At 69.5% G+C, this 25,170-nt stretch carries 24 protein-coding genes; 23 read left to right on the top strand and 1 reads right to left on the bottom strand.

Annotated features, from left to right (window positions below; all coding sequences use genetic code 11):
- The first annotated feature begins 6 nt into the window (after positions 1–6).
- From ACFZ8E_RS23325 to ACFZ8E_RS23220, 22 genes are all read left to right on the top strand, one after another.
- Entirely contained in the window at positions 7–1,197 is a 1,191-nt protein-coding gene (locus ACFZ8E_RS23325; RefSeq protein ID WP_147728467.1) for an NADH-quinone oxidoreductase subunit D, read from the top strand.
- A gap of 21 nt (positions 1,198–1,218) precedes the next feature.
- Positions 1,219–2,253: an NADH-quinone oxidoreductase subunit NuoE gene (gene nuoE / locus ACFZ8E_RS23320; RefSeq protein WP_405043923.1), complete on the top strand. Its 1,035-nt coding sequence runs from the start codon at positions 1,219–1,221 to the stop codon at positions 2,251–2,253.
- Positions 2,254–2,272: 19 nt separating this feature from the next.
- A complete protein-coding gene (gene nuoF, locus ACFZ8E_RS23315) occupies positions 2,273–3,574 on the top strand; it encodes an NADH-quinone oxidoreductase subunit NuoF (RefSeq protein ID WP_405043922.1) in 1,302 nt (433 codons plus the stop codon).
- Between the two features lie 5 nt (positions 3,575–3,579).
- Entirely contained in the window at positions 3,580–3,726 is a 147-nt protein-coding gene (locus ACFZ8E_RS23310) for a hypothetical protein (RefSeq protein ID WP_187275489.1), read from the top strand.
- 9 nt (positions 3,727–3,735) lie between these two features.
- On the top strand, positions 3,736–5,808 hold the full coding sequence (gene nuoG, locus ACFZ8E_RS23305; protein WP_405043921.1) for an NADH-quinone oxidoreductase subunit NuoG: 2,073 nt from the start codon (positions 3,736–3,738) through the stop codon (positions 5,806–5,808).
- A 9-nt stretch (positions 5,809–5,817) separates the two neighbouring features.
- On the top strand, positions 5,818–6,840 hold the full coding sequence (gene nuoH, locus ACFZ8E_RS23300) for an NADH-quinone oxidoreductase subunit NuoH (protein WP_405043920.1): 1,023 nt from the start codon (positions 5,818–5,820) through the stop codon (positions 6,838–6,840).
- A 44-nt stretch (positions 6,841–6,884) separates the two neighbouring features.
- The gene (gene nuoI, locus ACFZ8E_RS23295; RefSeq protein ID WP_147726108.1) at positions 6,885–7,373 is read left to right on the top strand and encodes an NADH-quinone oxidoreductase subunit NuoI; all 489 of its coding nucleotides are present in this window, start codon (positions 6,885–6,887) and stop codon (positions 7,371–7,373) included.
- A gap of 143 nt (positions 7,374–7,516) precedes the next feature.
- A complete protein-coding gene (locus ACFZ8E_RS23290; RefSeq protein ID WP_147726107.1) occupies positions 7,517–8,137 on the top strand; it encodes an NADH-quinone oxidoreductase subunit J in 621 nt (206 codons plus the stop codon).
- 55 nt (positions 8,138–8,192) lie between these two features.
- Entirely contained in the window at positions 8,193–8,498 is a 306-nt protein-coding gene (gene nuoK / locus ACFZ8E_RS23285; RefSeq protein ID WP_147726106.1) for an NADH-quinone oxidoreductase subunit NuoK, read from the top strand.
- A 62-nt stretch (positions 8,499–8,560) separates the two neighbouring features.
- A complete protein-coding gene (nuoL, locus tag ACFZ8E_RS23280; RefSeq protein WP_405043919.1) occupies positions 8,561–10,672 on the top strand; it encodes an NADH-quinone oxidoreductase subunit L in 2,112 nt (703 codons plus the stop codon).
- A 47-nt stretch (positions 10,673–10,719) separates the two neighbouring features.
- Positions 10,720–12,240, top strand: coding sequence for an NADH-quinone oxidoreductase subunit M (locus tag ACFZ8E_RS23275; RefSeq protein WP_405043918.1), 1,521 nt, complete (start codon positions 10,720–10,722; stop codon positions 12,238–12,240).
- Positions 12,241–12,254: 14 nt separating this feature from the next.
- Positions 12,255–13,709, top strand: coding sequence for an NADH-quinone oxidoreductase subunit NuoN (gene nuoN, locus ACFZ8E_RS23270; protein ID WP_243950771.1), 1,455 nt, complete (start codon positions 12,255–12,257; stop codon positions 13,707–13,709).
- Between the two features lie 3 nt (positions 13,710–13,712).
- On the top strand, positions 13,713–14,501 hold the full coding sequence (locus tag ACFZ8E_RS23265; protein ID WP_405043917.1) for a biotin--[acetyl-CoA-carboxylase] ligase: 789 nt from the start codon (positions 13,713–13,715) through the stop codon (positions 14,499–14,501).
- A 16-nt stretch (positions 14,502–14,517) separates the two neighbouring features.
- Positions 14,518–16,191: a ribonuclease J gene (locus ACFZ8E_RS23260; protein ID WP_405043916.1), complete on the top strand. Its 1,674-nt coding sequence runs from the start codon at positions 14,518–14,520 to the stop codon at positions 16,189–16,191.
- Between the two features lie 339 nt (positions 16,192–16,530).
- A complete protein-coding gene (gene mce / locus ACFZ8E_RS23255; RefSeq protein WP_147726100.1) occupies positions 16,531–16,935 on the top strand; it encodes a methylmalonyl-CoA epimerase in 405 nt (134 codons plus the stop codon).
- The gene (locus tag ACFZ8E_RS23250) at positions 16,932–17,276 is read left to right on the top strand and encodes a DUF1467 family protein (protein ID WP_405044441.1); all 345 of its coding nucleotides are present in this window, start codon (positions 16,932–16,934) and stop codon (positions 17,274–17,276) included. The genes mce and ACFZ8E_RS23250 overlap by 4 nt, the downstream gene beginning before the upstream one ends.
- A gap of 108 nt (positions 17,277–17,384) precedes the next feature.
- Positions 17,385–18,689 carry a sugar MFS transporter gene (locus tag ACFZ8E_RS23245; protein ID WP_405043915.1) on the top strand — a complete coding sequence of 435 codons (1,305 nt, stop codon included), beginning with the start codon at positions 17,385–17,387 and terminating at the stop codon, positions 18,687–18,689.
- A gap of 426 nt (positions 18,690–19,115) precedes the next feature.
- Entirely contained in the window at positions 19,116–20,441 is a 1,326-nt protein-coding gene (gene proS, locus ACFZ8E_RS23240; RefSeq protein WP_147843822.1) for a proline--tRNA ligase, read from the top strand.
- Positions 20,442–20,448: 7 nt separating this feature from the next.
- Positions 20,449–21,747 (top strand): lipoprotein-releasing ABC transporter permease subunit, encoded by a 1,299-nt coding sequence (locus ACFZ8E_RS23235; RefSeq protein ID WP_243950763.1) that lies wholly within the window; start codon positions 20,449–20,451, stop codon positions 21,745–21,747.
- An 11-nt stretch (positions 21,748–21,758) separates the two neighbouring features.
- Positions 21,759–22,472: an ABC transporter ATP-binding protein gene (locus ACFZ8E_RS23230; RefSeq protein WP_147727874.1), complete on the top strand. Its 714-nt coding sequence runs from the start codon at positions 21,759–21,761 to the stop codon at positions 22,470–22,472.
- A 182-nt stretch (positions 22,473–22,654) separates the two neighbouring features.
- A complete protein-coding gene (locus ACFZ8E_RS23225; protein WP_147727875.1) occupies positions 22,655–22,900 on the top strand; it encodes a hypothetical protein in 246 nt (81 codons plus the stop codon).
- A 159-nt stretch (positions 22,901–23,059) separates the two neighbouring features.
- The gene (locus ACFZ8E_RS23220; protein WP_147843825.1) at positions 23,060–23,521 is read left to right on the top strand and encodes a hypothetical protein; all 462 of its coding nucleotides are present in this window, start codon (positions 23,060–23,062) and stop codon (positions 23,519–23,521) included.
- A gap of 3 nt (positions 23,522–23,524) precedes the next feature.
- On the opposite strand, the gene ACFZ8E_RS23215 is transcribed toward ACFZ8E_RS23220, so the two are convergent.
- Positions 23,525–23,908, bottom strand: a complete 384-nt coding sequence (locus tag ACFZ8E_RS23215; protein WP_243950761.1) for a hypothetical protein — start codon at positions 23,906–23,908, stop codon at positions 23,525–23,527.
- Between the two features lie 176 nt (positions 23,909–24,084).
- On the opposite strand from ACFZ8E_RS23215, the gene ACFZ8E_RS23210 reads away from it, so the two are divergent.
- Positions 24,085–24,981, top strand: coding sequence for a diguanylate cyclase (locus tag ACFZ8E_RS23210; protein WP_147727878.1), 897 nt, complete (start codon positions 24,085–24,087; stop codon positions 24,979–24,981).
- Positions 24,982–25,170 lie beyond the last annotated feature (189 nt).

Below are 25,170 nucleotides of genomic sequence, written 5' to 3'. Positions count from 1 at the left end.
CTCACCATGACCGAGCATAACATCCGCAACTTCGCGATCAATTTCGGGCCGCAGCATCCGGCGGCGCACGGCGTGCTGCGCCTCGTGCTGGAGCTCGACGGCGAGGTGGTCGAGCGCGTCGATCCGCATATCGGCCTGCTCCATCGCGGCACCGAGAAGCTGATCGAGTACAAGACCTACCTTCAGGTCACGCCGTATTTCGACCGGCTCGACTACGTCTCCCCGATGAACCAGGAGCACGCCTTCTGCCTGGCGATCGAGAAGCTCGCGGGCATCGAGGTTCCGCGGCGGGCCCAGCTCATCCGCACCCTGTTCTGCGAGATCGGCCGGCTGCTCTCCCACCTCCTCAACGTCACGACGCAGGCGATGGATGTCGGCGCGCTGACGCCCCCGCTCTGGGGCTTCGAGGAGCGCGAGAAGCTGATGATCTTCTACGAGCGGGCCTCGGGCGCCCGGCTCCACGCCAACTACTTCCGTCCCGGCGGCGTGCACCAGGACCTGCCGCCCGCGCTGATCGACGACATCGAGGCGTTCTGCGACCCGTTCCTGCAGGTGGTGCAGGACCTCGACGACCTCGTCATGTCCAACCGCATCTTCAAGCAGCGCAACGTCGACATCGGCATCGTCTCGGTGGACGAGGCGATGGCCTGGGGCTTCTCAGGCCCGATGGTGCGCGGCTCCGGCATCCCGTGGGACCTGCGCAAGTCGCAGCCCTACGAGTGCTACGAGGAGATGGAGTTCGACATCCCCGTGGGGAAGAACGGCGACACCTACGATCGCCAGGTGATCCGCATGGAGGAGATGCGGGAATCCGTGAAGATCATGCGGCAATGCTGCGTCAAGCTGCGCGAGCCGGCGGGGCAGGGGCCGATCGCCTCGATCGACGGCAAGTTCGCGCCGCCGCCGCGCCGGGAGATGAAGCGCTCGATGGAAGCGCTCATCCACCACTTCAAGCTCTACACGGAAGGGTTCCACGTGCCCGCCGGCGAGGTCTACGCCGCGGTCGAGGCGCCCAAGGGCGAGTTCGGCGTCTACCTCGTCTCCGACGGCACCAACAAGCCGTATCGCTGCAAGATTCGCGCTCCGGGCTTCGCCCACCTCCAGGCGATGGACTGGATGTGCCGCGGGCACCTGCTCGCCGACGTGTCCTGCGTGCTCGGCACGCTCGACATCGTCTTCGGCGAGGTGGACCGGTGAGCTGGAAGGGCCAGAACTGATATGTCGAACCGCAGGCTCGCCCCCGCCGCCGAGCAGCCCGAGAGCTTCGCGTTCACGCCGGAGAACGCGGACTGGGCCAGGGGCCAGATCGAGAAGTACCCGGAGGGCCGCCAGGCCTCCGCCGTGATCCCGCTGCTGTGGAAGGCGCAGGAGCAGAACGGCGGCTGGCTGCCGCGCCGCGCGATCGAGGCGGTGGCCGACGAGCTCGGCATGCCGCACATCCGCGTGCTCGAGGTCGCGACCTTCTACACGATGTTCGCGTTGGAGCCGGTCGGCCGGTTCTGGATCCAGCTCTGCGGCACGGTGCCGTGCGATTCCTGCGGCGCGCGCGAGCTGAAGGACATGCTGCACGCCCGCCTCGGCGCGCCGGGGCACGTGTCCGCCGACGGCAACTTCTCCTGGCTCGAGGTCGAGTGCCTCGGTGCCTGCTGCAACGCGCCGATGGTGCAGATCAACCAGGACTACTACGAGGACCTGACGCCCGAGAGCCTCGGCCGGCTGATGGACGACCTCGCCGCCGGCCGTCCGGTCAAGGTCGGCTCGCAGACCGGCCGCGTCTCGTCGGAGCCGCAGGGCGGCGCCGCGACGCTGACCGACGCGACGCTGTTCGACGGGTCGCGCGTCGGCGCCTGGCGCCAGCGCTTCGAGGACAAGAGCAAGGCCGAGGGCGAGGAGGCCCGGGGCAAGGACGAAGCCGCCTCGACCGAGGCGCGCGCGGCGAGCGAGCCGAAGATCGCCAAGCCCGATGCCGGCCGCGCCGTCGAGCGCCCGGCCGCCGACGCCCCGGCCCAGCGCGCCGCGGACGGCGATGCGCCGACCAAGGCCGGCGACAAGGCCGACGCCGACGTCCTGGGTTCGCCGGCCAAGCGCGTCCTCGAGGGCGAGCCCGCCGGCGCCGAGGCGGGCGCGCAGTCCGACCTGCCGCGCGACGCGGTGCCGCCGCAGCCGGAAGCCTCGGGCGCGAGCGGGGACGCGCCCGCCGCGGAGCCATCGAAGCCCGACGCGGCGCCGTCCAAGACCGACCCGGCCACCTGAGACACGGAAAGCCAAAGCCATGCTGGCCGATCAGGATCGCATCTTCACCAACCTGTACGGGTTGCACTCGCCGGGCCTCGAGGCCGCGCAGAAGCGCGGCGCGTGGGACGGCACCAAATTCCTTCTCGAGATGGGCCGCGACTGGATCATCGACGAGATGAAGGCCTCGGGCCTGCGCGGCCGCGGCGGCGCCGGCTTCCCGACCGGCCTCAAGTGGTCGTTCATGCCCAAGAAGTCGGACGGGCGGCCGCACTACCTCGTGGTCAACGCCGATGAGTCCGAGCCCGGCACCTGCAAGGACCGGGAGATCATGCGGCACGATCCGCACCTCCTGATCGAGGGCTGCATGCTGGCCTCGTTCGCGATGGCGGCGCATGCCTGCTACATCTACATCCGCGGCGAGTACGTCGCCGAGAAGCACGCGCTGCAGCGGGCGGTCGACGAGGCCTACGCCGCCCGGCTCGTCGGGCAGGACAACGTCCACGGCTACCCGTTCGACATCTACGTCCACCACGGCGCCGGGGCCTACATCTGCGGCGAGGAGACGGCGCTGCTGGAAAGCCTCGAGGGCAAGAAGGGGATGCCGCGCCTCAAGCCGCCGTTCCCGGCCAACATGGGCCTCTACGGCTGCCCGACGACGGTGAACAACGTCGAGTCGATCGCGGTCGCCGGCACGATCCTGCGCCGCGGCGGCGCGTGGTTCGCGGGCTTGGGCGGCAAGAACAACACCGGCACCAAGCTGTTCTGCGTCTCCGGCCACGTCAACAAGCCGTGCAACGTCGAGGAGGAGCTCGGGATCACCTTCCGCGAGCTCATCGACAAGCATTGCGGCGGCATGCGCGGCGGCTGGGACAACCTGCTGTGCTCGATCCCCGGCGGCTCCTCGGTGCCGCTGGTGCCGGCCGAGCAGATCATCGACGCGAAAATGGACTTCGACACCCTGCGCAACCTCGGCTCCGGCCTCGGCACGGCGGCGGTGATCGTGCTCGACCGCTCGACCGACATCGTCCAGGCGATCGCCCGCATCGCGTACTTCTACAAGCACGAGTCTTGCGGGCAGTGCACGCCCTGTCGCGAGGGCACCGGCTGGATGTGGCGGGTGATGCTGCGCATGGCGGAAGGCCGCGCTCAGAAGCGCGAGATCGACATGCTGCTCGACGTCACCAAGCAGATCGAGGGTCACACGATCTGCGCGCTCGGCGACGCGGCGGCCTGGCCGATCCAGGGCCTGATCCGCCATTTCCGCCCCGAGATCGAGAAGCGGATCGACCGCTACAGTGCCAACCCGCATTCCGATGCGGCGCCGATGGCCGCGGAGTGAAGCCGATGACCGACCAGCCCGACAACCCGAGGCTCGTGTACCTCCGTCGCATCGAAGAGAATCTGGCGGGCGTCCATCGCCGGATCGACCGTCTCGAACTTCCGGTCGAGCGGATCGAGCGCAGGCTCGATCTCGCCGACACGACGCACTGAGAAGCGCGCATGACCAAAATCCTCGTCGACGGCATCGAGGTCGATGTTCCGGCCGAATTCACCCTGCTGCAGGCCTGCGAGATGGCGGGCGCGGAGATCCCGCGCTTCTGCTTCCACGAGCGGCTGTCGATCGCCGGCAATTGCCGGATGTGCCTGGTCGAGCTGAAGGGCGCGCCGAAGCCGGTGGCCTCCTGCGCCTACGCGGTCAAGGATTGCCGGCCCGGCCCGAACGGCGAGCCGCCGGAGGTCCTCACGCGCTCCGGAACGACGAAGAAGGCGCGCGAGGGGGTGATGGAGTTCCTCCTCATCAACCACCCGCTCGATTGCCCGATCTGCGACCAGGGCGGCCATTGCGATCTGCAGGACCAGGCGATGGCCTACGGCGTCGACTCGACCCGCTACGGCGAGAACAAGCGCGCGGTCGAGGAGAAGTACATCGGCCCGCTGGTGCGGACCGCGATGAACCGCTGCATCCACTGCACCCGCTGCGTCCGCTTCCTCGCCGAGGTCGCCGGCGTGCCGGATCTCGGCGCGATCGGCCGCGGCGAGGACATGGAGATCACGAGCTACCTCGAGGAGGCGATGGGCTCGGAGCTGCAGGGCAACGTCGCCGACCTCTGCCCGGTCGGCGCCCTCGTGCCCAAGCCGCAGAGCTACAACATCCGCCCGTGGGAGCTGTCGAAGACCGAATCGGTCGACGTGATGGACGCGGTCGGCTCGGCGATCCGCGTCGACGCCCGCGGCCGCGAGGTCATGCAGATCGAGCCTCGGGTCAACGAGGACATCAACGAGGAGTGGATCTCGGACAAGACCCGCCACCCCGTCGACGGCCTGCGCGTCCAGCGCCTCGACCGGCCGTACCTGCGCGAGAACGGCCGCCTGCGCCCCGCCTCCTGGGGCGAGGCCTTCGCCGCGATCGCGGCCAAGGTGAAGGGCACCGATCCCAAGCGCATCGGCGCGCTGGTCGGCGATCTCGCCGGGGTCGAGGAAACCTACGCGCTCAAGAGCCTGATGACCGCGCTCGGCGTCGCCAACCGCGATTGCCGCCAGGGCGGCGAGCGGCTCGATCCGGCCTGGGGCCGCGCCGCCTACGTGTTCAACCCGACGATCCCCGGCATCGAGGCGGCGGACGCGATCCTGCTCGTCGGCGCCAACCCGCGGACCGAGGCGTCGCTCCTCAACGTCCGCATCCGCAAGCGCTGGCGGATGGGGCCGCTCGCGGTCGGCCTGATCGGCGAGGCCACCGACCTCACCTATCCCCACACCTATCTCGGCGCCGGCACCGACACGCTGACGGCTTTGGCCAAGGGCGAGCACAGCTTCCTCGAGATCCTGAAGGGCGCCGAGCGTCCGATGGTGATCGTCGGTGCCGCCGCGCTCGCCGATTCGGCGGTGCTCGCCGCCGCCGCCGCGCTCGCCAAGGACGTCGGCGCCGTCACGCCGGCGTGGAACGGCTTCGGCGTTCTGCACACCGCGGCCGCCCGCGTCGGGGCGCTGGATCTCGGCTTCGTGCCGGGGGAAGGCGGGCTCGACTTCGCCGGCATGATCGCGCCCGGCGCCCTCGACGTGGTGTTCAACCTCGGTGCCGACGAGTGCACGGTCGGGGCCGGCGCCTTCGTGATCTACCAGGGGACCCACGGCGACCGCGGCGCCTCCCGCGCCGACGTGGTGCTGCCGGGCGCCGCCTACACCGAGAAGAGCGCGACCTACGTCAACCTCGAGGGCCGGGTTCAGCAGGCCAACCGCGCCGGCTTCCCGCCGGGCGACGCCCGCGAGGACTGGGCCATCCTGCGCGCGCTCTCGGACGTGCTCGGCCACCGCCTGCCGTTCGATTCGCTGGTGGCCCTGCGCCGGGCGCTCTACGCCGAGCACCCCCACATGGCCGCCATCGGCAACGTCGAGCCGGGCGACACGGTCGCGGCGGTCGATCGCCTGGCCGGCCTCGGCGGCGAGGTCGCGAAGGCGACCTTCGCCTCGCCGGTGCTCGACTTCTACCTCACCAATCCGATCGCGCGCGCCTCGCGCGTGCTCGCCGAATGTTCGAGCCTCGCCCGCGGGCGCGCCCTCGAAGCCGCCGAGTAAGGGGCCGCCATGACACCTTGGGAAACCGTGGGCCTCGTGCTGCTGCTGGCGCTGAAGAGCTTCCTGCTGCTCGCCTGCCTGCTCGTCTTCATCGCCTACGCGCTGCTTGCCGACCGCAAGATCTGGGCGGCGGTGCAGCTGCGACGCGGGCCGAACGTGGTCGGCCCGTTCGGCCTGTTCCAGTCCTTCGCCGACCTCTTGAAGTTCGTGCTGAAGGAGCCGGTGATTCCCGCCGGCGCCAACAAGGCGCTGTTCCTGCTGGCGCCCCTGGTCTTCGCGACGCTGGCGCTCGCGGCCTGGGCCGTGATCCCGCTCGCGGAGGGCTGGGCGCTGGCCGACCTCAACGTCGGCATGACCTACATCTTCGCGATCTCGTCGCTGGGCGTCTACGGCGTCCTGATGGGCGGCTGGGCCTCGAACTCGAAATACGCCTTCCTCGGTGCGCTGCGCTCGGCGGCGCAGATGATCTCCTACGAGGTCTCGCTCGGCTTCGTGATCATCTGCGTGCTGCTCTGCGCCGGCTCGCTCAACCTGTCGAAGATCGTCATCGCGCAGGACACCTCGCTCGGCATCCTCGGCTGGTACTGGCTGTGGCTGTTCCCGATGTTCGTCGTGTTCTTCATCTCGGCGCTCGCCGAGACCAACCGTCCGCCCTTCGACCTGCCCGAGGCCGAATCGGAGCTCGTCGCCGGCTACATGGTCGAGTACTCCTCGACCCCGTACCTGCTGTTCATGCTCGGCGAGTACGTGGCGATCATGACCATGTGCGCGCTCGGCACGGTGCTGTTCCTCGGCGGCTGGCTCTCGCCGATCCCGTTCGCGCCCTTCACCTGGGTGCCGGGGCTGCTCTGGTTCGCGCTCAAGGCCAGCTTCCTGTTCTTCATGATCGCCATGGTGAAGGCCATGGTGCCGCGCTACCGCTACGACCAGCTCATGCGGCTGGGCTGGAAGGTTTTCCTGCCCCTTTCGCTCGCCTCGGTCGTCGTCGTCGCCTTCGTGCTCAAGCTGACCGGCCTCGCTCCAGGTGCATGAGTGACGTCGTGCGTGAGCCTCACCCAGGAATCGGAGATCGCGGCATGAAGCTCGATCAGGTCGCCAAGGGCCTTCTGCTGAAGGAGTTCGTCTCGGGGTTCGTCCTCGCGATGAAGTATTTCTTCAAGCCGAAGGCGACGATCAACTACCCCTTCGAGATGGGCCATCGCGGGCCGCGCTTCCGCGGCGAGCACGCGCTTCGCCGCTACCCGAACGGGGAGGAGCGCTGCATCGCGTGCAAGCTGTGCGAGGCGATCTGCCCGGCGCAGGCGATCACCATCGAGGCCGGCCCGCGCCGCAACGACGGCACGCGCCGCACCACGCGCTACGACATCGACATGGTGAAGTGCATCTACTGCGGCATGTGCCAGGAGGCCTGCCCGGTCGACGCCATCGTCGAGGGGCCGAACTTCGAGTTCTCGGTCGAGACCCGCGAGGAGCTGCTCTACGACAAGGAGAAGCTTCTCCTGAACGGCGACCGCTGGGAGCGCGAGATCGCGCGAAACCTCGCGATGGACGCCCCCTACCGCTGACATCCCCGCCCCGTCGCCGGCGCCGCGGGTTGTGCGGCGCGGGAGCGGGTTCTATAGACGGCCGGCCGGGTCCGGACCGTTTTTGCGGACCGTTTTCTCATGAGGCAGAAGGGGCCGCTCCGGCGGCCGATCCCGACAAGCGCATGACCGCAGCCGCCGCCTTCTTCTACCTGTTCGCGGGCCTCACCATCGCCTCGGGCTTCATGGTGATCGCGTCCCGCAATCCCATCGCCTCGGTGCTGTTCCTGATCCTGGCCTTCGTCAACGCGGCCGGCCTGTTCGTGCTGATGGGCGCCGAGTTCCTGGCGATGATCCTGGTCGTGGTCTACGTCGGCGCGGTCGCGGTGCTGTTCCTGTTCGTCGTGATGATGCTCGACGTGGATTTCGCCCAGCTCCGGCAGGGGTTCCAGCAGTATCTCCCGGTCGGCGCGATGATCGGCGCGGTGTTCCTGATCGAGCTTCTGCTGGTCGTCGGCTCGTGGACGATCGATCCCGGCCTGGTGCAGGCGCCGCTCGGCAACGTGGCGGCGGGCGAGCACACCAGCAACACGGTGATCCTCGGCCGGGTGCTGTACACGGAATACGTCTACTTCTTCCAGATCGCCGGCCTGATCCTGCTCGTCGCGATGATCGGCGCCATCGTGCTGACCCTGCGCGACCGCCCCGGCGTGAAGCGGCAGAACATCGCCCTGCAGAACGCGCGGACCCAAGGGGACGCGGTCGAGACCCGGAAGGTGCCCTCGCGCCAGGGCGTCGAGGTCTGATGGCCGCGGCTCGGACGGCTTGGGCGACCCTGAAGACTTGGGCGGAGACAGCACGATGATCGGCCTCAGCCACTACCTCACGGTCGCCGCGATCCTGTTCACGCTCGGCGTGCTGGGGATCTTCATCAACCGCAAGAACGTCATCGTCATCCTGATGTCGATCGAGCTGATCCTGCTCGCGGTCAACATCAACTTCGTCGCGTTCTCGACCTACCTGAACGACATCACCGGCCAGGTTTTCGCCCTGTTCGTCCTGACCGTCGCCGCGGCCGAGGCCGCGATCGGGCTCGCCATCCTCGTGGTGTTCTTCCGCAACCGCGGCTCCATCGCGGTCGAGGACATCAGCATGATGAAGGGCTGAGCGGGGACCCCCGCGACGTCCTTCCGCCAGAAACCCGCTGCCCCGCGAGGCCGGACCGCACGATGTATCACGCGATCGTCTTCTTCCCGCTCATCGGCGCCCTGATCGCCGGGCTGTTCGGGCGCTTCCTCGGCGCGCGGGTCTGCGAGTACGTCACCACCGCCTGCCTCGCCTTCTCGGCGCTCCTGTCCTGGGGCGTGTTTATCGAGGGCGACCACGCCACGCGGGTGCAGGTCGCGACCTGGTTCACGGCCGGCGACCTCACCGTCGACTGGGCCTTCCGCATCGACACGCTGACCCGGGTGATGCTCGTCGTCGTCACCACCGTCTCGACGCTCGTGCACCTCTACTCCGTCGGCTACATGGAGGAGGATCCGCACCGGCCGCGCTTCTTCGCCTACCTGTCGCTCTTCACCTTCGCCATGCTGATGCTGGTGACGGCCGACAACCTCGTGCAGATGTTCTTCGGCTGGGAGGGCGTCGGCCTCGCCTCCTACCTGCTGATCGGGTTCTGGTACGAGAAGCCCTCTGCGAACGCGGCCGCGATGAAGGCCTTCATCGTCAACCGCGTCGGCGATTTCGGCTTCTCGCTCGGCATCTTCCTGGTCTTCGTGCTGTTCGGCTCGGTCGCCTTCGACGGCATCTTCCCGCGGGTGAACGAGCTCAAGGACGCGCATTTCCACTTCCTCGGCCAGGACTGGCACGCGCTCACCCTGACCTGCCTGCTGCTGTTCATGGGCGCGATGGGCAAGTCGGCGCAGTTCCTGCTCCACACCTGGCTGCCGGACGCGATGGAAGGCCCGACCCCGGTCTCGGCCCTGATCCATGCCGCGACCATGGTCACCGCCGGCGTCTTCATGGTGGCGCGCCTGTCGCCGCTGTTCGAGCTCGCGCCCGACGCGCTGGTCTTCGTCACGGTCATCGGCGGCATCACCGCCTTCTTCGCCGCCACCGTGGGCCTGGTGCAGAACGACATCAAGCGGGTGATCGCGTACTCGACCTGCTCGCAGCTCGGCTACATGTTCGTCGCGCTCGGCGTCGGCGCCTATTCCGCCGGCATCTTCCACCTGTTCACCCACGCCTTCTTCAAGGCGCTGCTGTTCCTCGGCGCCGGCTCGGTCATCCACGCGATGCACCACGAGCAGGACATGCGGAACATGGGGTCCTTGCGCCGCTACATCCCGTTCACCACGGCGATGATGGCGATCGGCACCCTCGCGCTCATCGGCTTCCCCTTCACCGCCGGCTACTATTCCAAGGACGCGATCATCGAGGCGGCCTATGCCTCGACGCGTCCCGGGCACACCCTGGCCTTCCTCGCCACCGTGATCGCGGCGTTCTTCACCTCGTTCTACTCCTGGCGCCTGTTCTTCCTCACCTTCGAGGGGCCGGCCCGCTGGGGGGCGCATGCCCACCACGACGACCACGCGGCGCCGGCCGTCGCCCACGCGTCCGCGGCCCACGAGGCCGACGGCGCGCCCGGCCACACCGAGGGCGTCGCCCACGACGATCGCGGCCACGACGTCGAGCCGGCGCACAGGAGCGACCTCGTCGCCGACGACCATCACGGGCACGGCCATCACGGCGATCACATGCCGCACGAATCGCCCCTGGTGATGACGATCCCGCTCGGCGTGCTCGCCTTCGGCGCGCTCTTCGCCGGCCTGATCTTCAAGGACCGTTTCATCGGCGAGGGCATGGAGGCGTTCTGGGGCCACGCGCTGGCGCACGGGCCCGACAACCACATCATGCACGACATCCACCACGTGCCGGCGCTCGTCTCCTACGCGCCGTTCATTATGCTGGTGCTCGGCTTCGTGCTGGCCTTCGTGATGTACATCCGCCGGCCGAAGCTGCCGGCCGAGCTCGCCGCCCAGCAGCCGGTGCTGTACCGGTTCCTGCTCAACAAGTGGTACGTCGACGAGCTCTACGACCGGATCTTCGTGCGTCCGGCCAAGGATTTCGGCCTGTTTCTGTGGAAGCAGGTCGACGGCCGCGCCATCGACGGCGCCGGCCCGGACGGGATCGCGGCCCGCGTCGTCGACGTGACCCGCGGCGTCGTCCGCTTCCAGACCGGCTACGTCTACCACTACGCCTTCGTGATGCTGATCGGCGTCGCGGGCATCCTGAGCTGGTACCTGATGGCCGGCCTGCCGAAGCCGGGGGGGCACTGATGGGCCTCGCGTCGCAAGCCGCCCTCACGAACGGGATGGATCGCTAGATGTTCGGCTTAGGGCTCCTCTCCGGGCTGTTGATCGTGCCGCTCTGCGGCGCGGCCTTCATCCTGACCTTGTCGGGCGACGAGAAGGCGGTGGCGAAGAACGCCCGCTGGGCGGCGCTCGCCACCACGGTCGTCACCTTCCTGCTCTCGCTGGTGGCCTGGAACCGCTACGACGCGACCTCGGCGAGCTTCCAGCTGGTCGAGAGCCATGCCTGGCTCGCCGAGACGATCCGGTTCAAGCTCGGCGTCGACGGCTTCTCGATGCCGCTAGTGCTGCTGACGACGTTCCTGATGCCGTTCTGCATCGGCGCCTCGTGGCATTCCATCGAGACGCGGGTGAAGGAGTACTTCGTCGCCTTCCTCGTGCTCGAGACGACGATGATCGGCGTGTTCCAGGCGCTCGACCTGGTGCTGTTCTACCTGTTCTTCGAGGCCGGCCTGATCCCGATGTTCCTGATCATCGGCATCTGGGGCGGCAAGCGGCGCATCTACGCCAGCTTCAAGTTCTTCCTCTACACGCTGCTCGGCTCGGTGCTGATGCTGCTTGCCATCATGGCGATGTACTGGCAGGCCGGCACGACCGACATCCCGACCCTGCTCCAGACCCGCTTCCCCGTGGGCATGCAATGGTGGCTGTGGCTGGCCTTCTTCGCGAGCTTCGCGGTGAAGATGCCGATGTGGCCGGTCCACACCTGGCTCCCCGACGCGCACGTCGAGGCGCCCACCGCCGGCTCGGTGATCCTGGCCGGCATCCTGCTCAAGATGGGCGGCTACGGCTTCATCCGGATCTCGCTGCCGATGCTGCCGGATGCGAGCCACACCTTCGCGCCGCTCGTCTTCGCGCTGTCGGTGATCGCGATCATCTTCACCTCGCTCACCGCGCTGATGCAGACCGACATCAAGAAGCTGATCGCCTACTCCTCCGTGGCGCATATGGGCTTCGTCACCCTCGGCCTGTTTACGCTCAACGAGCAGGGCATCCAGGGCGCGCTGTTCCTGATGATCTCCCACGGCATCGTCTCCGGCGCGCTCTTCCTCGGCGTCGGCGTAGTCTACGACCGGATGCACACCCGCGAGATCGCCGCCTATGGCGGCCTCGTGAAGCGGATGCCGCTCTACGCGGTGGCGATGATGGTGTTCACCATGGCCAATGTCGGCCTGCCCGGCACCTCCGGCTTCGTCGGCGAGTTCCTGGCGATGATGGGGGCGTTCAAGGCCAACCCGACGGTGGCGTTCTTCTCGGTCTTCGGCATCATCCTGTCGGCCGGCTACGCCCTGTGGCTCTACGCCCGCGTGATCTACGGCAAGCTCGAGAAGCCCAACCTCCAAAGCATCCTGGACCTCGACAACCGCGAGAAGCTGATCCTCGCGCCGCTCGTCGCGCTGACGATCTACTACGGCGTCCACCCGGCCCCGATCCTCGACGTCTTCGCCCCCTCCACCGAGGCGCTGATGACGAGCATGAAGGCCGCCCTCTCGAACACGCAGACCGCGGCCGCCGCGCTGCCCCTCGCGCGCTGAAGGCAGGGCCAGAGATGCCGACCGTCCAGACCGTGCAGACCGTCCTGCCCTCGCTCACCCCGCTGCTGCCCGAGCTGATCCTCGGCATCGGCGTGATGGTGCTGATCCTCTACGGCGCCTTCCGCGGCGAGCGCTCCGTCGAGACCGTCAACGTCGGCGCCCTCGCGCTGCTCTTGGTGGCCCTCTTCGTGGTGATGTCGCAGCCGGCCGGTACCAAGGTGACCACGCTGTCCGGCAGCTTCATCCAGGACGGCTTCTCGAAGGTGATGAAGGCCCTGGTGCTGCTGGGCTCGGCCGCGACGATCCTGCTCTCGCGCGACTACTTCCAGCGCGAGCGCATCGACCGGTTCGAGTTCCCGATCCTGATCGTGCTGTGCACGATCGGCATGCTGATCATGGTCTCGGCCAACGACCTGATCGCGCTCTATCTCGGGCTCGAGCTGCAGTCGCTCGCCGCCTACGTCATCGCCGCGTTCCACCGCGACGACCTGAAATCCACCGAGGCCGGCCTCAAGTACTTCGTCCTCGGCGCGCTCTCCTCGGGCATGCTGCTCTACGGCGCCTCGCTGGTCTACGGCTTCACCGGCACGGTGTCGTTCCCGGGCATCGTCTCGGCGCTGCACGAGGATGCCGGCTTCGGCATCGTGCTCGGCATCGTGTTCGTCGCGGCCGGCGTCTCGTTCAAGCTGGCGGCGGTGCCGTTCCACATGTGGACGCCCGACGTCTACGAGGGCTCGCCGACCCCGGTGACGGCGTTCTTCGCCTCCGCCCCGAAGATGGCGGCGATGGCGATGACGGTCCGCGTCTTCATCGGCGCCTTCCCCGACGTGACCGCGATCTGGCAGCAGATCATCGTGTTCATCGCCATCGCCTCGATGACGCTGGGCTCGTTCGCGGCGATCGGCCAGCGCAGCCTCAAGCGCCTGATGGCCTACTCGTCGATCGGCAACGTCGGCTACGCGCTGATCGGGCTGGCCGCCGGCACCGAGGAGGGCATCCGCGGCGTGGTGGTCTACATGATCATCTACCTCGCGATGACGCTCGGCGCCTTCGCGATCATCCTCTCGCTCCGCCGCCGGAACGAGATGTTCGAGACGATCGAGGACCTGTCGGGCCTGTCGCGCACCCATCCGTGGATCGCGTTCTGCCTCGCGATGATGATGTTCTCGCTGGCCGGCATCCCGCCGCTCGCGGGGTTCTTCGGCAAATTCTACGTCTTCGCCGCCGCGATCCAGGCCAACCTCGTGGCGCTGGCCGTCATCGGCGTGGTCACCAGCGTGGTCGGGGCGTACTACTACATCCGCGTGGTCAAGATCATGTACTTCGACGAGGCCAAGGCGCCCTACGAGGCGATGGCGCCGGGCCTGCGCATCGTTCTCGCCCTGTCGAGCGTCGTCGTGATCCTGTTCTGGCTGCTGCCGGCACCGCTCGTCGGGGCGGCGGGCGCGGCAGCCAAGTCGCTGTTCTAGGCCTTGGACTTCCGTCTCGGCGAGGGTGCGCGGGCGGCCGGGCACCGCCTTCACGTCCACGACCGCCTCGGCTCGACCAACACCGAGGCGCTCGACCAGGCCCGCGCCGGCGCGACCGGGCCGCTCTGGATCGCGGCGCGTGCCCAGGAGGCCGGCCGCGGCCGGCGCGGCAACGTCTGGGCCTCGGTCCCGGGGAACCTGACCGCGAGCGTGCTCTGGCCGGTGGCCGGTGTCGAGCCGGAGCGGGTCGCCGGCCTCGGCTTCGTCGCCGGCATCGCGCTGGTCGAGGCCCTGGACGCGGCCTGCGGCCCCGACTCGGCCGGGACGTTCGGCCTCAAATGGCCGAACGACGTGCTCGCGGGCGGGGCCAAGCTCGCCGGCATCCTGCTCGAGGCGGAGACGCTGCGGGGCGGCCGGCGGGCGGTGGCGATCGGGTTCGGCGTCAATGTCGCAGACGTCCCGGAGGCGTTTTCGGCCTCCGCCACCTCTTTGGCGGGGCTCGGATACCCACTTGATGCCGGCATGGTGTTGGCGGATCTGACGAATAAGCTTGCCGTGGCGGCCCGTATCTGGGATCGCGGACGGGGATTTCCTGAGATTCGCGAGCGTTGGCTCGCACGGGCCTCCGGCCTCGGATCGCGCATCGCGGTCCGCAGCGGGACGGAGACCCTGGTCGGCGATTTCGAAGACATCGACGAGGGGGGGCGGCTCGTGATCCTCGCCCCCGATGGAACGCGGCGGACCGTGACGGCGGGCGAGGTGCATTTTGGGACGGCCGCGACGGCGGCATGAGATGGATTCTGGATTTATGACAACGGGACAGGACGAGCTTGTCTTCCTGCCGCTCGGCGGCGTGGGCGAGATCGGGATGAACGCGGCGCTCTACGGCTTCGGGCCGGAGAAGGGCCGCAAGTGGATCATGGTCGATTGCGGGATGGGGTTCGCGAGCGAGGAGGCGATGCCCGGCGTCGATCTCATGTTCCCGGACCTCTCCTACATCGAGGAGCGCAAGAAGGACCTTCTCGGGATCTTCATCACCCACGCGCACGAGGACCATATCGGCGCGATCAGCGAGCTGTGGCCGCGCCTCAAGGTGCCGGTCTACGCGACCCGCTTCGCCAAGAGCCTGCTCGAGACCCGGCGCCTGTCGGAGCCGGGCGCGCCGAAGGTCGACCTGCGCGAGATCAAGCCGGGCCGGCGCGTGACGCTCGGGCCGTTCGAGATCGACTACGTGCCGGTCTCGCACTCGATCCCAGAATCGAATGCGGTGGCGATCCGCACCTCGGCCGGCCTCGTGCTGCACACCGGCGACTGGAAGATCGACCCGACGCCGATCCTCGGCGACGTGACCTCGGCCGAGGCCTTCCGCGCCATGGGCGACGAGGGCATCCTGGCGCTGGTCTGCGATTCGACCAACGTCGTCCGCGAGGGCTTCTCGCCGAGCGAGGCCGAGGTCGCCTCGACCCTGGCCAAGCTGATCGCGGCCGCGCCCCAGCGCGTGGCGGTGACGACCTTCGCCTCGAACGTCGCCCGCATCCGCGCGGTGGCCGAAGCCGCCAAGGCCTGCGGGCGCGAGGTGGTCGCGGTCGGCCGCGCCATGGACCGGGTCATCGACGTCGCCCGCGAATGCGGCTTCCTCGACGGGCTGCAGGAGTTCCGCCGCGCCGATTCGTGGCGCGACCTGCCGCGCGACAAGGTCGTGGCGCTGCTCACCGGCTCGCAGGGCGAGCCCCGGGCGGCGCTCGCCCGCGTCTCCCGCAAGGACCATCCGGACATCGCGCTCGCCGCCGGCGACCAGGTGATCTTCTCCTCGCGCGCCATCCCCGGCAACGAGCGCGACGTCGGCGCGATCATCAACGACCTGATCGAGCAGGGCGTCGAGGTCATCACCGACCGGACCGAGCTGGTCCACGTCTCCGGCCACCCGCGCCGCGACGAGATGGCCGAGATGTACGCCTGGACGCACCCGCAGACGGCGATTCCCGTCCACGGCGAGGCGCTTCACCTCGACGAGCATGCGCGCTTCGCCCGCGCCCACGGCGTCGACAACGTGGTCAAGGCCCGCAACGGCACCCTGATCCGCCTGAGCCCGGGCAAGCCGGAGATCATCGACCACGTGAAGTCGGGCCGCCTGTTCAAGGACGGCAACGTCCTGATCGACGGGAAGGACCGCGCGATCCCCGAGCGGCGCAAGCTCGCCCAGGCCGGCCTCGTCTCGGTGGCGATCGCCATCGACGAGAGCGGCGAGGTGTTGGGCGAGCCGGCGGTCGACATCATCGGCCTGCCCAACCGCGGCCGCGGCGGCGCGCCGTTGATCGACACCGTGGTCGATTCGGTGTCGCGCACCCTGTCGGGCATGTCGAAGGGCAAGCGCCGCGACTCGGAGGCCGTCGAGAAGGCGGTCGACCGCGCCGTGCGCTCGGCCGTCAACGAGGTCTGGGGCAAGAAGCCCGCCTGCCACGTGCAGGTGGTCGAAGTCTGATCTTTACCCTCCCCCCGTTGCGGGGGGAGGGCGCCTGCGAAAACGTCGCTCCGCGCATTCGACCCGCATTCGCAGCGGCGATCCGGCTCTCGAGTCTCGGCTCGGACCGGCGCGTATCTGCTCCAACCCCGTCATCCCGGGGCCGCGAAGCGGAGCCCGGGATCCAGAACCGCCGGCGGCGTCGTGACCGGCACGCCGCGGCGGCTCTGGGTTCCGGGCTCGCCGACGGAGCCCGTAAACGACGGGTTCGGGTTGCCAGGGGGCTCCGGATCGTTAGGTCGGTGGAGACCTCGAATGGGGCGCAGCGTCCTCTCGCGGAAGACAGTTAGGGAGAAACCAATGATCGGCCGGCTCAACCACGTCGCCATCGCGGTGCGCGATCTCGACGCCGCCTGCAAGGTCTACCGCGAGACGCTGGGCGCGACGCTGACCGCGCCGCTGCCGCAGCCCGAGCACGGCGTCACCGTCGTGTTCGTCGAATTGCCCAACAGCAAGATCGAGCTGATGGCGCCGCTCGGCGCGGATTCGCCGATCGCCAGCTTCGTCGAGCGCAACCCGGGCGGCGGCGTCCACCACGTTTGCTACGAGGTCGACGACATCATCGCCGCCCGCGACCGGCTCAAGGCCGAGGGCGCCCGCGTGCTCGGCACCGGCGAGCCCCGCATCGGCGCGCACGGCAAGCCGGTGCTGTTCCTGCACCCGAAGGACTTCCTCGGGACGCTGACCGAGCTGGAGCAGGTCTGATCCGGGTGAACGCGATCCTGAAGGCCGTGGCGCGCACGACGCCGCGGACGCTCGGCGTCGTGCTGGTTCTGGTGGCCGCCTTCGTCGCGGTGGCGGTTCTGCAGTTCCGTCTCACGGTGTTCGGCGCGAGCGCGTTGTACTTCGTGGTGTGGTGGACGCTGCTCTTCGCGATCCTGCCGATCCGCAACCAGGCCGAGACCGACCCGGCCCGCGTGGTGCCGGGCCAGGATCCCGGCGCGCCGGCCGCGCCGCGGCTCCGCGAGAAGGCGATCTGGACGACGCTCGCCGCCGGCGCGGCCTTCCTGGTCGCGCTCGCCGCGTTCCCCCTGACGGGCCTCTAGGCGCCTTCCGCTCCCGGATGTCGCGTTGACAGCCCGTCGACGCCTGGTGAAAGCTTCGCCGTGGCGCGGCGCTCGACCGCCCGTCATCCCAGGACGACGGAGGATCGCATGCTGGCGCCGGGCGCAATGCCGGAGGGCGAGGCCGCCGCCGGTGCGGCGGCACGGCGGCTCCTGCCGATCGTCCTGGCGCTGTTCTTCACCTGGGGGCTCGCCACCGTTCTCGTCGACATCGTCACCCCGAAGCTCAAGAGCCTGTTCGCGCTGAGCTACGCCGAGGCGACGCTGACGCAGTTCGCGTTCTTCATCGCCTACGCAGTGGTCTCCCTGCCGGCCGGCCTCCTCGTCTCCCGCATCGGCTACATGCGCGGGCTGGTGCTCGGGCTCCTGGTGATGACGGCCGGCTGCGTGCTGTTCGCGCCCGCCGCGCGGGCCGGCGTGTTCCCGCTGTTCCTCCTCGCCCTGTTCGTGATGGCGTCCGGCATCGCGGTGCTGCAGGTCGCGGCGAACCCGCTGGTCGCGCGGCTCGGTGCGCCCGAGCGGGCGTCGAGCCGGCTGACGCTGGCGCAGACCTTCAACGCGCTCGGCACCACCGTCGGCCCGGCGGTCGGCGCCTGGGCGATCCTCGGCCGCGACGCTCCGGCGCCGGCCGATGCGGCGACCGCCTCGCCCGCCATGCTCGCCGCCGCGCGGCAGGCCGAGGCGGCGGTGCTGCAGGGGCCGTTCCTCGCCATCGCGGCCGGCCTCTTCGCGCTGGCGATCCTGTTCTGGTCGCTTCGCGGCAGCGTCCGGGAGACGCCGACGGCGGCGGTCGCGGGCTTCGGCCTCGATCTGCTCGCCCGGCCGCGCCTCGCCCTCGGCGCCCTGGCCTTGTTCCTCTACGTCGGGGCGGAAGTCTCGATCGGCACGCTGATGGTCAGCTACCTCGAGGAGCCGCACGTCCTCGGGGCGGATCCGGCCACCGCCGGCCATCTGCTCAGCGTCTACTGGGGCGGTGCGCTGGCCGGGCGCATCGTCGGCAGCCTCGCGCTGCGCCATGTCCGGGCCGGCGCGGCGCTCGCGGCCTGCGCCGTCGCGGCCGGCCTCCTCGTCACGGTGTCGGCCCTGTCCCACGGGTCGGTCGCCGCCTGGACGCTGCTCACGGTCGGCCTCGCCAACGCGATCCTGTTCCCGACGATCTTCGCGATGGCGATCGAGGGCCTGGGCGATCGCACGGCGCAGGGGTCGGGGATCGTTTGCGTGGCGATCGTCGGCGGAGCGATCGTGCCGGTGATCACCGGAACCCTCGCCGACCATGCCGGGCTCGGGACCGCCCTCGGGGTGCCGGTGCTGTGCTACCTCTGCGTGGCGGGCTACGGGCTGGCCAACCTGCGCACCGCTCGAGACGTGCCGGCCACCGGGCCGCTGCCGGCCTGAGCGTTCACGGGCGTACGAAACAAAAAAGCAAGGCCCGAGGCCTTGCTTTTCAAGCAGTCAATCTGGTTCGACCTTTGGTTGTCCTACGCATTGACTGCGTGGCGGTCGATTTTCCTCCCGAGACCCGGACCTTTGCGTTCCCTCTGAGGGGCTACGCAACCATCGCGGGCTGCTTATAGGAACAACATTTCGTCCTGTCACCGGGTCGAAGGGACAAATCTGCGTTTTTTCGCCGAGAAATTGCAGGGAACCGTCTCCGGGGCCGTCGGCGGGTGGCGAAGCGACGAAACGGGCTCCGGCCGGCCCCGAAGACCCAAGCCGCTTGTGTTTTCCGGTTGCAATGTGTTGTGTGCCCCCGGCAACGGGATCGGCGTCCGCGCGCGCCGCCAGACCCGAACCGACCGCCGGATCCGTCAAAGAAGTCTCATGCGTCTGTCCCGCTACTTCCTGCCGACCTTGCGCGAGACGCCCAAGGAAGCCGAGATCGTCTCGCACCGGTTGATGCTGCGCGCCGGCCTCGTGCGCCAGGAATCGGCCGGCATCTACGCGTGGCTGCCGCTCGGCCTGCGGGTGCTGAACAAGGTCTGCGACGTGATCCGCACCGAGCAGGACCGGGCCGGGGCGGTCGAGCTGCTGCTGCCGACGATCCAGTCCGCCGAGCCGTGGCGGGAATCGGGCCGCTACGACGCCTACGGCAAGGAGATGCTGCGCATCAAGGACCGGCACGACCGCGAGATGCTGTACGGCCCCACCGCCGAGGAGGTCGTGACCGGGATCTTCCGGGCGAGCGTGCGCTCCTACAAGGACCTGCCGAAGAACCTCTACCAGATCTCCTGGAAGTTCCGCGACGAGGTGCGCCCGCGCTTCGGCACGATGCGCTCGCGCGAGTTCCTGATGAAGGACGCCTACTCCTTCGACTTCGACCAGGCCGGCGCCCGCCACGCCTACAACCGGATGTTCGTGGCCTACCTGCGCACCTTCGCGGGCCTCGGCCTCAAGGCGATCCCGATGCGGGCCGATACCGGGCCGATCGGCGGCGACCTCAGCCACGAGTTCATCATCCTCGCCCAGACCGGCGAGAGCGAGGTGTTCTGCGACCGCGCCTATCTCGACTTCGAGATCCCGCCCGCGACCGTGGATTTCGAGGACGTCGCCGGCCTGCAGGGCCTCGTCGACGCCTGGACCTCGCACTACGCCGCCACCGACGAGATGCACGAGGCCGACGCCTTCGCCGAGGTGCCGGAGGAGAACCGCATGTCGGCCCGCGGCATCGAGGTCGGGCACATCTTCTACTTCGGCACGAAGTATTCCGAGCCGATGGGCGCCAAGGTCGCCGGCCCGGACGGGATCGAGCGCCCGGTCCACATGGGCTCCTACGGCATCGGCCCGAGCCGCCTGGTTGCCGCGATCATCGAGGCGTCGCACGACGAGGCCGGCATCATCTGGCCGGATGCGGTCGCGCCGTTCGACGTCGCGCTGATCAACCTGAAGACCGGCGACGCCGCGACCGACGCCGCCTGCGCCGAGATCCAGGGGACGCTCGAGGCCGCCGGCCTCAGCGTGCTCTACGACGATCGCGACGAGCGGCCGGGCGCGAAGTTCGCCACCGCGGACCTGATCGGCCTGCCCTGGCAGGTGGTGGTCGGCCCCAAGAGCCTGGCCGAGGGCAAGGTCGAGCTGAAGCGCCGCGCCGGCGGCGAGCGCGAGACCCTGGCGCCGGTGGACCTGATCACCCGCATCCGGCGTGCCTGAGGCTTCGATGGCGGTCGAAGCCGGCACCGAGGCGAGCATGCGGAAGCCGGCATGGCTGCGCGGGGCGACCGCGCCGTTCGCGGCCTTCGAGTGGATCATCGCCGGACGCTACCTGCGCGCGCGCCGCCGCGGCGGCGGCGTCTCGGTGGTGGCGTTCTTCTCGGTGCTCGGCATCGCGCTCGGCGTCGCGACGCTGATCATCGTGCTCTCGGTGATGAACGGCTTCCGGACCGAGCTGCTGTCGAAGATCGTCGGCATCAACGGCCACATCTTCGTCACCCCGATCGACCGGACCTTCACCGATTTCGCCGACCTGTCCGAGCGCCTGTCGAAGGTGGCGGGCGTGCGGGCCGCGATCCCGCTGGTCGAGGGCCAGGCCTTCGCCTCGTCGCCCTACGGCGGCAGCGGCGTGCTGGTCCGCGGCGTGCGCGGCGACGACCTCGGGGCGATCGGCGGCATCGCCAAGTCGCTCCGCGGCGGCACGCTGGAGGGCTTCGACGACGGCTCGGGGGTGCTGATCGGCCGCCGGCTCGCCGACAGCCTGGCGATCCAGGCCGGCGACACCATCACGCTCTCGACGCCGAAGGGCGCGACCACGGCCTTCGGCACCGCGCCGCGGACCAAGAGCTACACGGTCAAGGCGATCTTCGAGATCGGCATGACCGAGTTCGACTCGACCTTCGTGTTCATGCCGCTCGCGGAATCGCAGGCGTTCTTCAACCGCGAGGGCGACGTCAGCCTGATCGAGATCTACATCGACAACCCCGATGCGGTCGCCGCCATGCGCGAGCCGCTGGAGCTGGCGGCCGAGCGGCCGGTGCTGCTCACCGATTGGCGCCAGCGCAACCGAACCTTCTTCGGGGCGCTCGAGGTCGAGCGCAACGTGATGTTCCTGATCCTGAGCCTCATCGTCGTCGTGGCGACCTTGAACATCGTCTCCGGCCTGATCCTGCTGGTGCGCGACAAGTCGAGCGACATCGCCATCCTGCGCACCATGGGCGCGACCCCCGGCACGGTGATGCGCGTCTTCCTGATCAACGGCGCGCTGATCGGCCTCGTCGGCACCCTGTCGGGCCTCGGGCTCGGCATCCTGATTACGCTGAACATCAAGCCGATCCAGCGCATGCTGTTTCCCGGCGCCTGGGACCCGACGGTGCGGTTCCTCGCCGAGATCCCGGCCGAGATGAACCCCACCGAGATCACCGTCGTGGTGCTGACCTCGTTCCTGCTCGCGCTCGCCGCGACGGTCTATCCCTCCTGGCGCGCGGCCCGGCTCGATCCGGTGCAGGCGCTGCGCTACGGCTGAGCGGCACTTCCATGAGCGGCACCTCCGAGAGCGCCGGCATCCCGCCGGTGCCGGCCCTGTTCTTTTCCCGCGTCGAGCGGCGCTATGCGCAGGGCGACCGGTCGCTCGACATCCTGCGCGGGGCCGACCTCGCGATCTGGCCGGGCGAGCTGGTCGCGCTGGTCGCGCCGTCGGGCGCCGGCAAGTCGACCCTGCTGCACCTCGCCGGTTTGCTGGAGCGGCCGGACGGCGGCGAGGTCTACGTCGGCGGCCAGCCGACCGCTGCGATGAAGGATGCCGAGCGCACGCGCTTCCGCCGCGAGGAGATGGGCTTCGTCTACCAGTTCCATCACCTGCTGCCGGAGTTCTCGGCGCTGGAGAACGTGGTGATGCCCCAGCTCATCCGCGGGCTCGGGCGCGGCGAGGCGAAGGCGCGCGCCACCGAGCTCTTGAGCTTCCTCGGCCTCAAGGACCGCCTCGTCCACCGGCCGGCGGAGCTGTCCGGCGGCGAGCAGCAGCGCGTCGCGATCGCGCGCGCCGTCGCGAACGGCCCGCGCCTGCTGCTCGCCGACGAGCCCACCGGCAACCTCGACCCCTCGACCGCGGGGCACGTCTTCTCGATCCTGCTCTCGCTGGTGCGCGCTTCCGGCCTGGCCGCCCTCATCGCCACCCACAACATGGAGCTCGCCGCCCGCATGGACCGCCGGGTCACGATCCGCGACGGGCTGATCCAGCAGCTGGACTGAGGGCGCACGGCGCGGTTCGGGATCCGCGCTTCATCCGTGCCGGATCGGAGCATTCGTCGCGAGATCCGCGCAGGCGTTGCAACCGAAACGAAGGGTCGCGGATTACCCGTTCGGACACGCACGAAGCGTCTCCGCTCCGGTGCCAACGCGCCGGCCAAGCTGCCCAGGCGAGACCCAGATCCATGTCGACGACGTCCGTTGCTCCCGTCCTCGCGCTCGTCGCGCTCCTCGGCTTCGCCGCCCCCACGACGGCGTCGGCGGCCCCCGCCACCGCGACCGTGACCAAGGTCGCCGAGGTGACGCCCCCCGTCCGTCCGGTCTCGGCCACCGAGGGCGAGGACGACGGCGGCACCTGCAGCCGGATCCGCCGTCGTCTCTGGGTCGAGGGCGAAGGCTGGATCGTTCGCCGTATCACCACTTGCCGTTGAGCGGGATCGACTTCGGCGCCGCGCGTAATTCTGTGGGCAACAGCGTTCGCCGCGCGGTTTAAGCAGTCTTCGCCCGTGGCTTGGGCGGGCCGACCGGAACGAGATCGGCGAGACCGGGGTTTGCCCCGCATGTCAGCGTCCCGACCGGAGTTGCGATCCATGACCCGTCACCATCCGTCCCGCTCGCGGATCGCCGCCCGGTTCGCGCTCGCCGCCGCCCTGTCGCTCGGCGTCGGGGCCGCGCACGCCGAGACCGTGCGCGTCGCACCCTACGGCTACGGCTCGGCCTATGGCGGTCCGGTCGGGTACGGCTTCGCCGACGAGGCGGTGCGCGGTGCGTATATCGGTGCGCCCTTCAGCAGCGTGCCCTCGCCGAACCGCATCGTCCCGGCCCCCTGGAGCTACGGCACCTACGGCATCCCGACGATCTCGGGCCTGCGCGAGGCACCGGTGGCGGCGCCGAGCCTGACCGTGATCAACCCCGGCCTTCACCCGGCCTCCCGCCGCGGGCAGGGGCCGCGCATCCTGTCGCGCGGACGCGATGGCGCCTGGACCTCGGGCGGGCAGGTCCAGTCCGGGAACGGCGTCTCGGTCGTCACGGTCTCCGTGCCGCGGCGCTGAGCGTCAGCGGCGTTCGGGCTCGGTGAGCGCCGCGTACCACGCGGCATAGGGCGTGTTGCGCGGATGGCGCCCGCCCTGGTCCTCTGCTCCATCCGTCCACCAGACCGGCCCGCGCTCGCCGAGGGCTTCCTTGGCGGCCTGCACGGCGCCGCGCGCCGACCGCAGCAGCGCCGGAGCCTGGGGATCGCCCTTCCGTTCGGCGCGCTTGGCCGCCCCGACGGCGCGGCGCGCATCCATCAGCGCGTCGACGTGGCGTTGCCGGGCCTCTTCCGGCAGGCGCGGGTCGGTGCAGCGCCAGAGCCGCTCCCCGACGACGAAGTAGCGCCCGTCCGGCGTGCGCGGGTACGGCGCCGCCTCCGCCCCCTCCGACCTTCCTGTCGCGGTCACGCTCGCCTCCCGCACCCGCAATCGGGGTTCCCGCTCGTCCTTCGCGCCGCGTCGGCGCCGGCCGGCGTTCGTACGATTCCGTCGCCGATCATCCACGTGTGCGCGAGCCGAGACTGCATCTTAAGGTTTTTAAGGCCTGGTTGCATCAGAACCCGTTTCTATCGGTATCGCGCGCCATGCACATCGTCATCGTCGATTCGAGCCGCGTCGTCCTCAAGATCATCACCGGGCTGCTGGAACCGCGCGGGCACGTCGTGAGCGCCTTCACGGACTCGGCCGCCGCCCGCGATTTCCTGGAGGAGACCCCGAGCGTCCGGGTGCTGATCACCAGCCTCGAGGTCCGGCCGGTGACGGGATTGGAGCTGTGCTGGTCGGCCCGGCTCCTCGCCGAGGCGCGCCGCCCCCTCTACGTCGTCACGATGTCGTCGGCGCGCAACGCGCGGAACCTCGCCGAGGCCTTGGACAGCGGCGCCGACGACTTCATCGAGAAGCCGCCGAGCGCCGAGGAGCTGCATGCGCGCCTTCGCGCGGCTGAGCGCCTGACCACGATGCAGAACGAGCTGATCCGGCTCGCCGAGACCGACCCGCTCACCGGCCTGCTCAACCGCCGCGCCTTCTTCGCCCGGGTCGGCGCGGCGACCGAGCGCGCCGGCAACCACGGGGCGCTCTCGGCCGTGCTCGCCGACATCGACCATTTCAAGCGCATCAACGACGAGCACGGCCACGATGTCGGCGATGCCGCGATCAAGGCCGTGGCCGAGCTCCTGGGCGCCCAGGGGATCGTCGGGCGCCTCGGCGGCGAGGAGTTCGCGGTGGTGCTGCCCGGACTTTCCCTCGCGGAGGCCGAGGCCGTCGCCGGGCGCCTCCGCCTGCAGGTGAGGGACCTCCGCATCCGCGGATCGCGCGGCCCCGTGCGCATGACGTGCAGCTTCGGCGTCAGCACCTGGTGCGAGGGCGACAGCGTCACCGCGCTGACCAAGCGTGCCGACATCGCCCTCTACGAGGCCAAGACCTCCGGGCGCGACCGCGTCGTCTCGGCCGAGAACGACCTCGTCCTCGCCCGCGCCGGCTGAAGCCCGGTCCGCTTCGCCGGCACGGGGACCCGCCGCCCTGCGTCGCTCGGTCGTCGCGGAGACGGAGGGACGTTAAGGTTGATCGCGCTGTGCCTGTGCGAGACACGCGTTAAGTATAAGCCCGGCGCCGTATCTGATTTCGACACAAGTCGACTGCGAAAGACCGCAGGATTCGTCTGGAACGAGTCT

Source organism: Methylobacterium sp. HMF5984 (genome assembly GCF_045033435.1).
Lineage (GTDB): Bacteria > Pseudomonadota > Alphaproteobacteria > Rhizobiales > Beijerinckiaceae > Methylobacterium.
Note: the sequence above shows the minus strand (reverse complement) of the source record. Positions and strands in the feature narration are given on the sequence as shown.

Coding starts and splice junctions, on each gene's coding strand:
- ACFZ8E_RS23325 (WP_147728467.1), top strand. CDS start 7: ATGACCGAGCATAACATCCGCAACTTCGCGATCAATTTCGGGCCGCAG.
- nuoE (WP_405043923.1), top strand. CDS start 1,219: ATGTCGAACCGCAGGCTCGCCCCCGCCGCCGAGCAGCCCGAGAGCTTC.
- nuoF (WP_405043922.1), top strand. CDS start 2,273: ATGCTGGCCGATCAGGATCGCATCTTCACCAACCTGTACGGGTTGCAC.
- ACFZ8E_RS23310 (WP_187275489.1), top strand. CDS start 3,580: ATGACCGACCAGCCCGACAACCCGAGGCTCGTGTACCTCCGTCGCATC.
- nuoG (WP_405043921.1), top strand. CDS start 3,736: ATGACCAAAATCCTCGTCGACGGCATCGAGGTCGATGTTCCGGCCGAA.
- nuoH (WP_405043920.1), top strand. CDS start 5,818: ATGACACCTTGGGAAACCGTGGGCCTCGTGCTGCTGCTGGCGCTGAAG.
- nuoI (WP_147726108.1), top strand. CDS start 6,885: ATGAAGCTCGATCAGGTCGCCAAGGGCCTTCTGCTGAAGGAGTTCGTC.
- ACFZ8E_RS23290 (WP_147726107.1), top strand. CDS start 7,517: ATGACCGCAGCCGCCGCCTTCTTCTACCTGTTCGCGGGCCTCACCATC.
- nuoK (WP_147726106.1), top strand. CDS start 8,193: ATGATCGGCCTCAGCCACTACCTCACGGTCGCCGCGATCCTGTTCACG.
- nuoL (WP_405043919.1), top strand. CDS start 8,561: ATGTATCACGCGATCGTCTTCTTCCCGCTCATCGGCGCCCTGATCGCC.
- ACFZ8E_RS23275 (WP_405043918.1), top strand. CDS start 10,720: ATGTTCGGCTTAGGGCTCCTCTCCGGGCTGTTGATCGTGCCGCTCTGC.
- nuoN (WP_243950771.1), top strand. CDS start 12,255: ATGCCGACCGTCCAGACCGTGCAGACCGTCCTGCCCTCGCTCACCCCG.
- ACFZ8E_RS23260 (WP_405043916.1), top strand. CDS start 14,518: ATGACAACGGGACAGGACGAGCTTGTCTTCCTGCCGCTCGGCGGCGTG.
- mce (WP_147726100.1), top strand. CDS start 16,531: ATGATCGGCCGGCTCAACCACGTCGCCATCGCGGTGCGCGATCTCGAC.
- ACFZ8E_RS23245 (WP_405043915.1), top strand. CDS start 17,385: ATGCTGGCGCCGGGCGCAATGCCGGAGGGCGAGGCCGCCGCCGGTGCG.
- proS (WP_147843822.1), top strand. CDS start 19,116: ATGCGTCTGTCCCGCTACTTCCTGCCGACCTTGCGCGAGACGCCCAAG.
- ACFZ8E_RS23235 (WP_243950763.1), top strand. CDS start 20,449: ATGGCGGTCGAAGCCGGCACCGAGGCGAGCATGCGGAAGCCGGCATGG.
- ACFZ8E_RS23230 (WP_147727874.1), top strand. CDS start 21,759: ATGAGCGGCACCTCCGAGAGCGCCGGCATCCCGCCGGTGCCGGCCCTG.
- ACFZ8E_RS23225 (WP_147727875.1), top strand. CDS start 22,655: ATGTCGACGACGTCCGTTGCTCCCGTCCTCGCGCTCGTCGCGCTCCTC.
- ACFZ8E_RS23220 (WP_147843825.1), top strand. CDS start 23,060: ATGACCCGTCACCATCCGTCCCGCTCGCGGATCGCCGCCCGGTTCGCG.
- ACFZ8E_RS23210 (WP_147727878.1), top strand. CDS start 24,085: ATGCACATCGTCATCGTCGATTCGAGCCGCGTCGTCCTCAAGATCATC.